Source organism: Diaphorobacter nitroreducens, assembly GCF_002214645.1.
GTDB classification, from domain to species: Bacteria; Pseudomonadota; Gammaproteobacteria; order Burkholderiales; family Burkholderiaceae_C; genus Diaphorobacter; species Diaphorobacter nitroreducens.
On the sequence record NZ_CP016278.1, the window covers coordinates 2195423 to 2209659 of the forward strand.

Genomic DNA, 14237 nt, shown 5'->3' on the forward strand with positions numbered 1-14237 from the left:
TATGTTTTTAGTAGCTGCTAACGCTTGATGAACAAGCGCTAGAGGCCAATTTGATTCATAAAAAGACACCAGCCCCGCCATGCGCAGCCTTGCCCATCATCAATGCGAACGGCGCACCACCATGTCGGCCAACGCCGCCAACGCCCGCGTGTCGGTCAGGCCGCTGGCGGCCAACGCCGCCAGTGCCTGCGCGCGCAGGGCTTCGGCATGCGCGCGCGCGGCCTCCAGCCCCATCAGCGAGACATAGGTCGGCTTGTCGCACGCGGCGTCCTTGCCGGCGGTCTTGCCCAGTGTGGCGGAGTCCTGGGTCACGTCCAGCACGTCGTCCACCACCTGGAAGGCCAGGCCCATGGCTGCGCCGTAGTCGCTCAGCGCGCGCAGCGTGCCCTCCGGGGTCTGGCCGCAGACCGCGCCCATCACCACGCTGGCCTGCAGCAGCGCGCCCGTCTTAAGGCGGTGCATCTGACGCAACTGGTCTTCAGACAGCTGCAGGCCCACGCTGGCCAAGTCGATGGCCTGCCCGCCGGCCATGCCGTCGGCGCCCGCGGCGCGGGCCAACTCACGGCACAGCCGCGCCTGCATGGCCGGCGGTACCCCCTCCTCGGGTGTGAGCAGCTCAAACGCCAGCGCCTGCAGTGCGTCGCCCGCCAGCAGTGCACGCGCTTCGCCAAAGCGCACATGCACCGTGGGCTTGCCGCGGCGCATCACATCGTTGTCCATGCAGGGCATGTCGTCATGCACCAGCGAATAGGCGTGGATCAGCTCCACCGCGCAGGCGGCGCGCAGGGCGGCCTGCGCGTTTCCACCGACGGCCTCGCAAGCTGCCAGCACCAGCAGCGGGCGCAGGCGCTTGCCGCCATCCAGCACGGCATAGCGCATGGCCTCGCCCAGGCCTGCGGGCGCATCGGGGCACACCCAGTGGGACAGGGCGTCCTCGACCCGCGCAAGCTGCGCGCGCATCCAGCCATCGAAATCGAACACAGGTACGGCGGACATGGCGGGCGTCACTCCTGCGTCCATGGCTGCAGCGTGCCTTCGTCCAGCACCTTGATCTGGTCCTGTACCGCGTCCAGGCGCGCGCGGCAGAAGTTCAGCAGCACCGCGCCCCGCTGGTAGCCCGCCAGCATCTGGTCCAGCGGTAGCTGGCCCGACTCGATGCGGCCCACGAGCTGTTCAAGCTCTTCCAGTGCGGCTTCGTAGCTGACGGGATCGGGCTGGGTGGATGAAGGGGCGGCGGGAGCCTTGGCCATGGAGACGCAGCGCCAAGGGCGCAAGTGGAAACGGCCAATTTTAGGCGCAGGGCCCCGCGCCTGCCCGGCGAAGGCCGCGGGGATGCCCCCGCGGCCGGCGGGAGATCGCCGCCCCGGACGCCGCACGCGGCTTGCTAGGCGCGCGCAATACACGTACACCCGCCGCGGAAATAACCCCACCACCTATAATCCCATTCCTTCACTACGAACCGGCTATGGAGTACTTCCCTGGGCCGGTTTCGTTTTTTCTATAGCCCCGTGCGCACGCGCACCCTCCCTGTGGGGAGTCTTTAGGTCAGGTCACCCATGTCTGATTTAAGTCTTCAACTGCAGCAGGCCGCAAGCCAACTACCAGTTTCCAGCTATTTCGACGAAGCGCTGCTGCAGCGCGAACTGGAGACGATCTTCCAGCGAGGGCCCCGCTACGTGGGGCACCAACTCGCAGTCCCCGAGGTGGGCGACTACTTCGCGCTGCCCCAGGAAAAGGAGGGCCGCGCCCTCGTGCGCAATGCCCAGGGGCAGGTGGAGCTGATCTCCAACGTCTGCCGGCACCGCCAGGCGGTGATGCTCAAGGGCCGCGGCAACCTGCAGGCCCAAGGCAAGGGCCATGCGGGCGGCAACATCGTCTGCCCGATTCACCGCTGGACGTATTCCACCAGCGGCGAGCTGTTGGGCGCGCCGCATTTCGCGCACGACCCCTGCCTGAATCTCAACAACTACAAGCTGCGCGAATGGAACGGCCTGCTGTTCGAGGACAACGGTCGCGACATCGCCGCCGACCTGGCCGGCATGGGCACGCAGCGTGAGCTGTCGTTCGAGGGCTATGCGCTCGACCATGTGGAACTGCACGAGTGCAACTACAACTGGAAGACCTTCATCGAGGTCTACCTGGAGGACTACCACGTGGGTCCGTTCCATCCAGGCCTGGGCAACTTCGTCACCTGTGACGACCTGAAGTGGGAGTTCCAGAAGGAATACTCCGTGCAAACCGTGGGGGTGGCTTCCACGTTCGGCAAGCCGGGCTCCGACGTGTACAAGAAGTGGCACGAGGTGCTGCTGAAGTACCGCGAAGGCAAGATGCCCGAGCGCGGCGCGATCTGGCTGACCTACTACCCGCACATCATGGTGGAGTGGTATCCGCACGTGCTCACCGTCAGCACGCTGCACCCGATCGGTGTGGACAAGACGCTGAACATGGTGGAGTTCTACTACCCCGAGGAAATCGTCGCCTTCGAGCGCGAGTTCGTCGAGGCGCAGCGTGCGGCCTACATGGAAACCTGCATCGAGGATGACGAGATCGCCGAGCGCATGGACGCGGGCCGCAAGGCCCTGATGGAACGCGGCGACAACGAGGTCGGCCCCTACCAGAGCCCCATGGAGGACGGCATGCAGCACTTCCACGAGTGGTACCGCGGTCGCATGGGTGCCGCCGTGTCCCGCGGCTAAGGCCCCACACCGCCGCCCCACGCTACCATTACAATAGCTGCCAGCGCTTGATACACAAGCGCTGGCAGCTATTTTTATTCATACCCATAGGTTTTCCATGCAAGCGCTCTGGATGGTGTTGGCGGCGTTCCTGTTCGCAAGCATGGGGGTCTGCGTGAAGATGGCCTCGGCCTACTTCAACGCGGCCGAGCTGGTCTGCTACCGCGGCTTCATCGGCATGGCCATCCTCTGGGCGCTGGCACGCTCGCAAAAGGTGGCGCTGGCCACACGCTACCCCGGCATGCACGCCTGGCGCAGCCTGATCGGCGTGACATCGCTGGGCGCGTGGTTCTACGCCATCGCCTACCTGCCCCTGCCCACGGCGATGACGCTCAACTACATGAGCAGCGTGTGGATCGCCGCCTTCCTGATCGGCGGCGCGTTGCTCGCCTGGCGCCCCTCCAGCGCGCAGCCGCGCCCGCCGTTGCAGGTGACCTTGGTGCTGACCGTGCTGGTCGGGTTCGCGGGCGTGGTCATGATGCTGCGCCCCAGCATCGACGACAACCAGGCCTTCGCGGGCCTGGTGGGCCTGTGCTCGGGCCTGACCGCCGCGTTCGCCTACATGCAGGTGGTGGCGCTGTCGCGCCTGGGCGAGCCCGAGACGCGCACCGTGTTCTATTTCGCCGTGGGCTCGGCCGTAGCCGGCGGCGCGGCTATGCTGGTCACGGGTATGTCCGACTGGCCCGGGTGGCCCGCGCTGTGGCTGCTGCCGCTGGGCCTGCTGGCCGCGGGCGGGCAGTTGTGCATGACACGTGCCTACTCGCGCGCCCTCACCGCCCGCGGCACGCTGGTGGTGGCCAACCTGCAGTACTCGGGCATCGTCTTCGCCAGCATCTACGGCGTGGCGCTGTTCGGCGACCAGTTGCCACTCATCGGCTGGGCGGGCATGGCGCTCATCGTGGGCAGCGGCATCACGGCCACCGTACTGCGTGCCCGGGCCGCGCCGGACACGCCTGCCGAAGAACACTGACGCGCTGGCGCGCCCAACGCCGCGACAATGGGGCCTGATCGATACGCACAGAGCCCGACCATGCCCTACACCACGCTGATCTCCGTTCCTGAACTGCAGTCCCTCCTGCACAGCGGCCAGCCGCTGATGGTGTTCGACTGCAGCTTCGACCTCACCCAACCCACCCTGGGCGCCAGCCAATACCGCGAGGCGCACATCCCCGGCGCCTTCCACGCCGACCTAGACAAGCACCTGAGCGCCCGCCATGGCGCCCCCGGCGCGGGCGGCACGGTCGTGGCCTCGGCGGCGGACGAGCCCGCATCGGGCGGGCGCCACCCGCTGCCCAACCGCGAGCGATTTGCGACCTGGCTCTCGGACATCGGCTTTGCCAATGACATGCAGGCCGTGGTGTACGACCGCAACGGCGCCAACTACTGCGGCCGCCTGTGGTGGATGCTCAAGTGGGCGGGACATGATGCCGTGGCCGTGCTCGACGGCGGGCTGCAGGCCTGGCAGGCCGCCGGCGGCGCGGTGGCCAGCGGCGACGAGCCGGCGCGTTTCCAGTCGCACTTTCGGCTGCAGGCGCCGCTGCGCCGGCTGGTGAGCGCGCAGGAGGTGCTGGCGCAACTGGGTCAACCCGGCCAGACGGTGGTCGACGCGCGCGCCACACCGCGCTACCGGGGCGAGGTGGAGCCGCTGGATCCCGTGGCGGGCCACATCCCCGGCGCACTCAACCGCCCCTTCGGCCTGAACCTGGGAACGGACGGCCACTTCAAGAGCCCGGAGCAGCTGCGTGCCGAGTTCACCAACCTGCTGGATGGCCGCGACCCCGCCACCGTCGTCCATCAATGCGGCAGCGGCGTGAGTGCCCTGCCCAACCTGCTGGCCATGGAAATCGCGGGCCTGGGTCCCACGGCCCTGTTTGCCGGCAGCTGGAGCGAGTGGTGCAGCGACCCCGGCCGGCCGGTTGAGCGCGGCTGACGCTCACGCGGACGCTTCCGCAACGTTACAGCCCGTTTTGCGGTGCACGGCCAAGCCGGCGCCGTGCCTGGGCCTGCCTGTGGTGCCGGCGCAGCGGCACCTGTCGCGCGCACGCATCGCAACGGCGGACGGCCTTCACGTACGCAGGCATTTCTCACCTATACTTAAATGCGAATCGTTCTCATGACATATCTTAAGTAGCCTGTGATCCGCGCCTGCTCCGCCTTGACGCCGTGCCTCGACACTGCCCCGCCCCTGTTCAACGGCGAGGCCTCGGCCGCCGTGCGGCCGTCCCGCTCCCTCGCGGCACAGGAGGGAGTCCGATGAGGCCCACGCAACCGTTGTGGCGCTACCGGCTCGCCGTAGCCTCGCGCACACTGGCCGCGGTGGCGGGAGGCTATGCGCTCACGGCGGCCTTCACGGCTGCGGCCGCGCTGGCCCTGGCACAACGCAGCACCCGCGTGGACGCCGTGCTGGCCGCCACCTTGCTGGCGTGGCTGGTCTATGCGTTGACCATCGCCTGGGTTTTCTTTGCGCGCACGGCCTGGCAGGCCTGGTGCGGCGTGCTGGGCCCTGCGATGCTGCTGGGGCTGGCCGCCCAGGTGCTGCAATGGCTGGCGGGTGCCGCATGAGCCCGCCCGCCGATGCATCCCGCGCCCCCGCACGCGAGGGCTTTCGCCAGGCCATGGCCTGGCTGCACACCTGGGCGGGGCTGCTGCTGGGCTGGCTGCTGTTTGCCATCTTCGTGACGGGCACGCTGTCGTATTTCAAGCCCGAGTTCAACCACTGGATGCGCCCCGAACTCCAGGCCTTGCCGCCCGCCAAGGCAGATGACGCGGCAGCCGTCGCCGAGCGCGCCCTGGCCGCCCTGCGGCAGCACGCACCGCAGGCCACCCAGTGGATCATGCGCCTGCCCGACGAGCGCCAGCCCGAGGTGTCGCTGCTGTGGCACGCTGGGCCGCGCGAGCGCTTCCAGACCCTGCTGGTGCACCCCGCCACCGGCGACATCCTCACGCCACGGGCCACGGCGGGGGGAGACTTCTTCTACCGCTTCCATTTCGAGTTGCGCACCGCGCACCAGGGCCGCTGGGTGCTGCAAGGGCGCTGGATCGTGGGCGCGGCCACGCTGCTGATGTTCGTGGCGCTGCTCACCGGCGTGGTCACGCACCGGCGCATCTTCAAGGACTTCTTCACCTTTCGCCCCGCCAAGGGCGGCCAGCGTGCATGGCTGGATGCGCACAACGTCAGCGGCGTGCTGGCGCTGCCGTTCTACCTGGTGATCACCTTCAGCGGACTCATGATCTTTCACTCGCTGTACCTGCCGGCGGGCATTGCCGCCGTGTATCCCGGCGCACGCGGCACCGACACGGCCAGCTACTTCGCAGAACTGCAGGGGGACGCCCCGCGCAGCGCGGGCTCCGCCCGGGCCGGTCCGCCCGCGCCCCTGCCACCGCTGGCCGTGGCCGCTGCCATGCAGCAGGCCCAGGCCCACTGGCAGGGAGGGCGCGTGCAGCGCCTGCGCGCGCAGCGCGACCCCGGCGGCGATGTGCGCCTGGAGGTCACGCGCCATGACGGCGACCGCCTGCAGTACGGTCCCGAACGCCTGTGGTTCGATGGCGCCAGTGGCCAGTTGCTGCACGAAGCCGCCCCCGCCGGCGCGGCACGGCAGACCTATGGCGTGCTCTACGGCCTGCACCTTGCACGGTTCGCAGGTCCCGGCCTGCGCTGGGCCCTGTTCGGCTTCGGCGTGCTGGGCAGCCTGATGATCGCCACCGGCCTGGTGCTGTGGACTGTCAAACGCCAAGCGCAGGCACGGCGTCCCCATGCCGGGCAGCCCCAGCGCCTGCCCTTCGGCGAGCGGCTGGTGTCCACCCTCAACCTGGCGGCGCTGGCCGGCCTGCCGCTGGCTTTGGCGGTCTACCTCGCTGCCAACCGGCTGCTGCCGCTGCACTGGGCGGCGCGGGCCGATGCAGAGCTGGCCTGTTTCTTCAGCGCATGGGCGCTAGCGCTGCTGCTCGCGGCCGTCTCGCCGGGCCGGCGCGGCTGGTGCGCCCTGCTGGCACTGGCCGGGGCGCTCTGGGCGCTGCTGCCGCTGTTGAACGCAGCCACCACGCACGCGCACCTGGGCGTCAGCCTGCCAGCCCGCGACTGGGTTTTGGCGGGCATGGACCTGGCATTCCTCGCCACCGGCGCGTTGCTGCTGGCGCTGGCCTACCGGCTGCGACCCCTGCGGGCGACCGCTGGCGCAAGGCCCCCAGCGGCCGTGCCGGCACACCTAACGGCCGCGCGCGGCCACCGCGCGGGAGCCTGAGATGACGGAACTGTTGTTGTGCCTGGCCGGCTGGTGCGCCATGGCCCTGGGCATGGATCGGCACCACGAGGACGCGCTGCGCCGATCCGCCACCGCCCCCACGCTGCAGCGCCTGCGCGGCGCGGGCTGGGTACTGCTGGCAGCGGCCCTGGCCCATGCCGTGGGACGGCCGGCCCCGACCGTGCCCATGGGCCTGGTGTGGTGGGGCGTAGCCCTCTCGCTGGCAGCGCTGGCCGCCACGGCGCTGGCCACCTGGCGACCACGCTGGCTGCCTACCGCCGGCGTGGCGGCCTTGCTGGCTGCGCTGTTCGTAGGGGCCGCGGCCACGGGCTGCGCCGGCGCCGGGCCGGGCTGAGCCCGCATGGCCCGCATCGCGGGCCGGTGTGCCGACGCACACGCACTTCTTTCAGAGCCACCCACGCCAGCCGCCCGGCTGGCGCAGGCAGCCAGCGTTATCCAAAAAGCGCCCCGTGGCGCCCTTGCGAGAGCCTTCATGCGCCTGCCTGTATTTCACATAAAAACCTGCCACAGCGCTTATCCGTAAAGCGCTGACAGCTATCCATTCAATAGCAAACGCCATTCCTCGCATACATCCATCCATTCACAGGAGAACACGCCCATGTCCCTCATCCCTCGACACCCCCTCGCGCGGCTGGCCGGTGCGCTGCTGCTGGCTGGCGGCGCTGCACAGGCCCACCAGGTCTGGCTGGAGCAGGCACCGAACGAGACGCGCCTGCACTTCGGTGAATACGCCGATAACCTGCGCGAGACCTCGCCGGGCCTGTTGGATAAATTCACCGCAGTGCCTGTGCTACGCCAGGCCGGAGCGCGGTCGACCGAAGGCCGCCGCACGCCCACGGCCTTCGTCTATGCGCCGCAAAGCGCTGTGGACACGCTCTGGGCGGAAGCCCCGTACCCGCTCATCGACCGCAGCAAGACGCAGCGTCCGCCGCTGCTGTGGCGCCCCGCGGCGCGCTGGGTGTCCAGCCTGGCGCAGCCGGTGGACGCCGCCGCGCCCCTGGACCTCGTGCCCACGGGGCAGGACGGCACGCTGCGCGTGGTGTTCCAGGGCGTCCCGCTGCCCAAGGCCAAGGTGACGCTGGTGGCGCCCTCCGGCTGGTCGCGCGAGGCCACCACCGGCGAAGACGGCACGGTGCGCTTTGCCCTGCCATGGCAGGGCCAGTACGTGGCCGAGGTCCAGCACACCGACAAGACCCCCGGCGAGCACCTGGGCCAGCCCTATGGCGAAGCGAGCTACGTGACCACGCTGAGCTTCGTGCAGACGCACGGCGCCATATCGCCTGCCCTGCCCGCCCTGCCCGCACCGCCCGCCAAGGCGCGCTGAGCGGTGTCCCGCCCCTTGCATCCCCTACCGCCATGAAACCTCCCCTTGTTCCCCGGCCGCGGCGCACGGCCGTGGCCCTGGCCGCGCAGGCCGCGCTGTGGCTGCTGTGCGGCAGCGCGATCGCGCAGACCGCCGAGGCCCCGCAAGGCGCGCCGGCGGCAACCGCCACCCTGCGCCAGGTAGACGTGGTCGACTCCACGGCGGGCGCCGCCGCCACGCCCGCGCGCCGCGCGCAAAGCAGCTCGCGCCTGGGCCTGCCAGTGCTGGAGACGCCGCGCGCCGTGAGCGTGATCGACAGCGCGCTGCTGGAGCAGCAGTTGGCCACCACGGAGCGCGACGTGCTGCGCAACGCGGCCGGCGTGTCCTCGCGCAGCGAATACGCAGGCTCGTACTCGCAGTTCGCGATCCGCGGGTTGTGGGCCAACAACACCTACAACTACCTGCGTGACGGTGCCAAGTTCGTGCACCTGCTCGATCCACCGCTGTTCAACATCGAACGCGTCGAGGTCATCAAGGGCCCGGCCGCGCTGGAGTTCGGCCAGGTGGCACCGGGCGGCCTCGTCAACTACGTGAGCAAGCGGCCCCAGGCCGATCCGCTGCGCAGCGTGAAGATCGGTGCGGGCAGCCACGGCTGGCGCAATGCCGAATTCGACCTCACCGGCCCCCTGAATGCCGACGGCACGCTGCGCTACCGGCTGGACGGCGGCGCGAGCCGCGGCGGCAGCTTCGTGGACGGCAACAGGCCGCGCAAGCAGGGCCTGGCCGGCAGCCTGGAATGGCAGCTCACGCCGGACACGCGCTGGCGCGCACAGGCCGAGTACCAAAGCCTGGAAGGCGTATCCACCGTGGGGCTGGCGGTGCCCGACCCGCAGAACCCGCGCAGCGCGGACGTGCTCCCGGTGGGCACCTTCTATGGCGAGCCCTGGCTGCGCACCGACGGGCACCTGCGCTTTTATTCCACGGAGCTGCAGCACCGCTTCACAGACAGCCTTGAAGGGCGGGTGCACCTGTCGCGCAACGAGACCTTTCGCAACGTGAACATGGTCTACCCCATCGGCCCGGTGACGGGCGGCCAGGTGGCGCGCAGCTACTGGCTGGCACCGGGGCAGAACTACACGTCGGACACCGCGCTGGCCGAACTGCGCGCACAAGTGCGGACGGGTCCCGTGCGCCACACGCTGCTCGCCGGGCTGGATTGGCGTGCCATCGAGGGCGTGTACGGTGCGCGTGGCACGGGCAACCTGGGTGCAGTGGACCTGTACCAGCCCGTGACGGGCCTGGTGCCGCCCGCGGCTTCGGGCGGCAGGGCCGCCGTGGCCTCGGACACGCGCAACACGGGCCTGTTCGTGCAGGACCGGCTCGCCCTGGGCGACTTCAGCCTGCTGCTGGGCCTGCGCCACGACCGGCTCAAGGACGCTTACACCAAGCCCGCCACGGATCTGAGCAAGACCCAGCCCAGCGCCGCGCTGAGCTGGCAGCCCCTGCCCGCCAGCATGTTCTATGTGAGCCATGCGCGCTCGTTCCAGGCGAACTCGGGCACGCTGCTGTGGGGCGACCGCGCGGCACCGCCTTCCGAGGGCAAGCAGTTGGAGGTGGGCTGGAAGCAGGAATGGCTGGGCCAGCGCCTGCTCACCACCGTGTCGGCCTTCGCGCTGGAACTGACCAACGCACCGGCCAACGACCCCGAGCACCCCGGCTACTCGGTGCTGACGGGCCGCCAGCGCATCAAGGGGCTGGAAGTGGAGGCCCAAGGCCGCATCACCCCGGGCTGGAGCGTCACCGCGCAGGCCACCTTCCTCGACCCCAAGGTGCTGGCCGACACCGTGCCCGGCGCCAACGTGGGCCACCGCGTCGCGCTCGCCCCGCGGCGCACCGCCTCGCTGTGGACCCAGTACCGCCTGCCCCGGGTGCCCGGCCTGTGGGTCGGCGGCGGGCTGGTCCACCAGGGCGACAAGTTCACCGCCAACGACAACCGGTGGCGCCTGCCCGGCTACACCGTGGTGGACCTCGCGCTGGGCTACCAGTTCGGCGGCGGCGTGCGACTGCAGGCCAACCTGAAGAACGCCGCCAACCGGCGCTACTACGTGGACGCATCCACCACGGCCGCGGGCTTTGCGGCCGTCACACCGGGCGAGCCGCGCTCGCTCTACGTCACGCTGGACTACACGTTCTGAGCACCTCAATTTCTATCAAAACACGCTGCAGCGTCCGTCCATCCTGCGCAACCAGCTTCACTATTCATAGCACCATGATCTTTCGCCCTTTCCCCGCCACGCGCACTGCCGCCGCACAGGCCGCCGTGGCGCTGCTGTGCGGCGCCGCCGCGCATGCCCAGACCACCGAAGCCGCCCTGCCCGCGGTCACCATCAGCGCCGACCCGGCGCAGCAAAGCGCCACCGAACCGGTACGGGGCTTCGTGGCCCGCCGCGCGCTGTCTGCCACCAAGACCGACACGCCGCTCATCGAGACACCCCAGGCCATCAGCGTGGTCACGCGCGACCAAATGGAAGCCCAGGGAGTACAGACGCTGCGCGAGACCACGCGCTACAGCGCGGGCATCGTATCGAGCTACTTCGACAGCCGCGTGGACAGTTTCAAGGCGCGCGGCGGCGATGTGACGCAGTACCTGGACGGGCTGCTGCGCACCTATGGCACGTACAACAATGTCAAGGCAGAGCCCTACACGCTGGAGCGCGTGGAATTCCTGCGCGGCCCCTCTTCGGTGCTCTACGGCCAGGGCAGCGTGGGCGGCGTGCTCAACCTCACGTCCAAGCGTCCGCTGGCCGAGCGCCAACGCGAGGTGCAGGTGCAGGTAGGCAGCCATGCGCGCAAGCAGATCGCCGCCGACCTGACCGGCCCGCTGGATGCCGAGGGCCAGTGGCTCTACCGCCTGGTGGCCGTGGGCCGCGACAGCGGCACGCAGGTGGACCACGTGGACGATGACCGCGTGGTGTTCGCGCCATCGCTCACCTGGCGGCCGAGCGCGGACACCTCGCTTACGCTGCAGGCGCACTACCAGAAGGACCAAAGCGGCTCGCTGATCGGCTTCTTCCCCTGGCAGGGCACGCGGCTGCCGAGTGCCTACGGGCGTATTCCCACCAACACCTTCATCAGCGAGCCGGGCTGGGACGCCTACGACACCGAGAACGCCTCCTGGGGCTACCTCTTCAGCCACCGCCTGAACGGCGACTGGACGCTGCGCCAGAACCTGCGCCGCACCGTGAGCGACGTGGACTACCGCACGCTCTACACCAGCTTCACTGCCAATGCCGCCAGCGGCCGACCCGCGCGTCCGGTGTTCGACGCCAATGGTCGCACCGTGCTGCGCGACGCCGCCTGGCAACGCAACGCCAGCCGCCTGCTGCTCATCGACACGCAGCTGGAGGGGCGCCTGCGCGCGGGCGCGGTGGAGCACACGCTGCTGGTCGGCGTGGACGGTCAACGCAACCACACCAGCCAGTCCAATTGGCGCGCCGTGGCGCCCGCCATCGACGTGTATGCACCGGTGTACGGCAACTTCACCCCGCCCAGCAGCGCCGCCCTGACGGCCCTGCCCGACGTGACGCAGCGCCAGTTGGGCCTGTACCTGCAGGACCAGATGCGCTGGGGTGCGTGGACCGCCACGCTGGGCCTGCGCCATGACCGCGCCAAGACCGACACCGAAGGCCGCCCCGCCGCGGCGGTGGACGACAAGGCCTGGACCAAGCGCCTGGGCCTGACCTACCAGGCCGGAGGGGGCTGGGCACCGTATGTGGGCTATTCAGAGTCGTTCCAACCGCTGGGGGGCGTCAACGTGTACGGCACGCCCTACAAACCCCAGCGCGGCCAGCAGTGGGAAGCCGGCGTGAAGTGGATGCCCGAAGGGCGCGGCATCTCGGCCTTTGCGGCGCTCTACCACCTGCGCGAGAAGAACCGCAAGACCACCGACCCGAGCAACCCGCTCAACAGCCTGCAGATCGGCGAGGTCACCATCAAGGGGCTCGAAGCCGAGATGACCGCCAGCCTGGCGCGCCATTGGGACTGGACGCTGGGCTATGCCTATGCCGACGCCACCATCAGCCGCAGCAACGCAGGCGACCAGGGCCAGCGCGTGGCGGGCGTGCCGCGGCATACGGCGTCCAGCTGGCTCATGCACCGCTTCGCGGCCCAGGGCCGCGGCGGCTGGACGGTGGGCGCCGGCGTGCGCTACACCGGATCGCAGTGGACCGGCGCCCCGGCCATCGACACCCCGTCGGTGCTGCTGGCCGATGCCATGGTGGCCTACGACGCGGGCGATTGGCGTCTGGCGCTGAACATCAACAACCTGACGGACAAGGTCAACATCACCCAGTGCCTGGCGCGCGGCGACTGCTTCTACGGCGAGCGCCGCAACGTGCTGCTGACGGGCACCTACCGCTTCTGAGCGCGGTGTAAAAAAAGCCCCGGCAGGCCGGGGCTGGTGGTGCTGAAGGGCGGCGTCAGACGTGGGTGATGGAGATCGCTCGCGTGTTCAGGCACGCCTCCAGCGCCTCGGGGCCGCCCTCGGAACCGTAGCCCGAATCCTTGATGCCGCCAAACGGCAGCTCGGCCGAGGGCGTCGCGGGTTGGTTGACCCACAGCATGCCCACCTCGACGCGCTGGCTCAGCAGGTGGGCATTCTTGAGCGAGCGCGTGAACGCGTAGCCCGCCAGGCCGTAGGCGAGGCGGTTGGCCTCGGCGATGGCCGCTTCGAGCTGCGTGAAACCCTGCACGGCCGCGACGGGTCCGAAGGGTTCCTCGTTGAAGATGCGTGCATGTGTGGGTACGTTGTCGAGCACCGTGGGCGCAAAGAAGTTGCCCACCTCGCCCAGCCGCTCGCCACCCGTGCGCACCGTGGCGCCCTGCTGCACGGCATCGCCCAGCAGGTCGGCCATGGCCGCCACGCGGCGCGGGTTGGCCAGCGGGCCCATCTGCGTGCCCTCGGCCAGGCCGTCACCCACCTTCAGGCCCTGGGCATGGCGCGTGAGCGCGGCCACGAAGTCGGCGCGCACGCTCTCGTGCACCAAAAAGCGCGTGGGCGAGATGCAGACCTGCCCCGCGTTGCGGAACTTGGCGCCGCCCGAGGCCTTGACCGCCAGTTCGATGTCCGCGTCCTCGCAGACGATCACCGGCGCGTGGCCGCCCAACTCCATGGTCACACGCTTCATGTGCTGGCCCGCCAGCCCCGCCAGTTGCTTGCCCACGGGGGTGGAGCCGGTGAATGTGACTTTGCGCACGATGGGGTGCGGGATCAGGTAGTTGGAGATCTCGGCCGGGTTGCCGTACACCAGGCCCACCGCACCGGCGGGCACGCCGGCATCGGCAAATGCACGGATCAGCTCGGCCGGGCTGGCGGGCGTCTCCTCCGGCGCCTTGACCAGCACCGCGCAGCCCGCGGCCAGCGCCGCGCCCAGTTTGCGCACCACCTGGTTGATGGGGAAGTTCCAGGGCGTGAACGCGGCCACCACCCCCACCGGGTCCTTCACCACCATCTGGCGCACGGCGAGGTTGCGCGACGGCACGATGCGGCCGTACACGCGCATGCCCTCATCGGCAAACCACTCGATGATGTCGGCCGCGGCCATGGCCTCGACACGCGCCTCGGCCCGGGGCTTGCCCTGCTCCTGCGTGAGGATGGCTGCAATGGCATCGGCGCGCTCGCGCATCAGCGCGGCCGCCCGGCGCATGGTCTTGGCGCGCTCGATGGCGGGCGTGTCGCGCCACACCTCGAAGCCCTTTTGCGCAGCCTCCAGCGCACGGTCCAGGTCAGCAATGCCCGCATGCGCCACCCGCCCGATTTCCTGGCCCGTGGCCGGGTTGTGCACGGCGATGGTCTTGCCGCTCTCGGCGTCCTGCCATTGGCCGGCGATGAAAAGGCGCGTGTCGGGATAGGTCATGCAATGGGCTCCTGGATGTCAT

12 protein-coding genes are annotated in these 14237 nt (G+C 69.7%); 9 read left to right on the plus strand and 3 right to left on the minus strand.

Annotated elements, in window-relative coordinates; genetic code table 11:
- Positions 1-99: 99 nt before the first annotated feature.
- Positions 100-996 carry a polyprenyl synthetase family protein gene (locus BA022_RS10250; RefSeq protein ID WP_228403564.1) on the minus strand — a complete coding sequence of 299 codons (897 nt, stop codon included), beginning with the start codon at positions 994-996 and terminating at the stop codon, positions 100-102.
- 8 nt (positions 997-1004) lie between these two features.
- Positions 1005-1250, minus strand: coding sequence for an exodeoxyribonuclease VII small subunit (xseB, locus tag BA022_RS10255; protein ID WP_015912683.1), 246 nt, complete (start codon positions 1248-1250; stop codon positions 1005-1007).
- A 306-nt stretch (positions 1251-1556) separates the two neighbouring features.
- Here xseB and BA022_RS10260 point away from each other — a divergent pair, with 306 nt between their 5' ends.
- From BA022_RS10260 to BA022_RS10300, 9 genes are all read left to right on the plus strand, one after another.
- Positions 1557-2696, plus strand: a complete 1140-nt coding sequence (locus tag BA022_RS10260; protein ID WP_015912682.1) for an aromatic ring-hydroxylating oxygenase subunit alpha — start codon at positions 1557-1559, stop codon at positions 2694-2696.
- 97 nt (positions 2697-2793) lie between these two features.
- A complete protein-coding gene (locus tag BA022_RS10265; RefSeq protein ID WP_015912681.1) occupies positions 2794-3705 on the plus strand; it encodes a DMT family transporter in 912 nt (303 codons plus the stop codon).
- Positions 3706-3765: 60 nt separating this feature from the next.
- Entirely contained in the window at positions 3766-4665 is a 900-nt protein-coding gene (locus tag BA022_RS10270) for a sulfurtransferase (protein ID WP_088887439.1), read from the plus strand.
- A 323-nt stretch (positions 4666-4988) separates the two neighbouring features.
- Positions 4989-5297, plus strand: coding sequence for a DUF3649 domain-containing protein (locus tag BA022_RS10275; protein WP_088887440.1), 309 nt, complete (start codon positions 4989-4991; stop codon positions 5295-5297).
- A complete protein-coding gene (locus BA022_RS10280; protein ID WP_088887441.1) occupies positions 5294-6976 on the plus strand; it encodes a PepSY-associated TM helix domain-containing protein in 1683 nt (560 codons plus the stop codon). Before BA022_RS10275 ends, BA022_RS10280 begins: the two co-directional genes overlap by 4 nt.
- Position 6977: 1 nt before the next feature.
- A complete protein-coding gene (locus BA022_RS10285; protein ID WP_088887442.1) occupies positions 6978-7331 on the plus strand; it encodes a DUF3325 domain-containing protein in 354 nt (117 codons plus the stop codon).
- A 264-nt stretch (positions 7332-7595) separates the two neighbouring features.
- Positions 7596-8321, plus strand: a complete 726-nt coding sequence (locus tag BA022_RS10290) for a DUF4198 domain-containing protein (RefSeq protein WP_088887443.1) — start codon at positions 7596-7598, stop codon at positions 8319-8321.
- A 32-nt stretch (positions 8322-8353) separates the two neighbouring features.
- Positions 8354-10495 (plus strand): TonB-dependent siderophore receptor, encoded by a 2142-nt coding sequence (locus tag BA022_RS10295; RefSeq protein WP_088887444.1) that lies wholly within the window; start codon positions 8354-8356, stop codon positions 10493-10495.
- A 74-nt stretch (positions 10496-10569) separates the two neighbouring features.
- Positions 10570-12723 (plus strand): TonB-dependent siderophore receptor, encoded by a 2154-nt coding sequence (locus BA022_RS10300; RefSeq protein WP_088887445.1) that lies wholly within the window; start codon positions 10570-10572, stop codon positions 12721-12723.
- Positions 12724-12778: 55 nt separating this feature from the next.
- Here BA022_RS10300 and BA022_RS10305 read toward each other — a convergent pair whose 3' ends face one another.
- On the minus strand, positions 12779-14215 hold the full coding sequence (locus BA022_RS10305; protein ID WP_088887446.1) for an NAD-dependent succinate-semialdehyde dehydrogenase: 1437 nt from the start codon (positions 14213-14215) through the stop codon (positions 12779-12781).
- Positions 14216-14237: the final 22 nt, after the last annotated feature.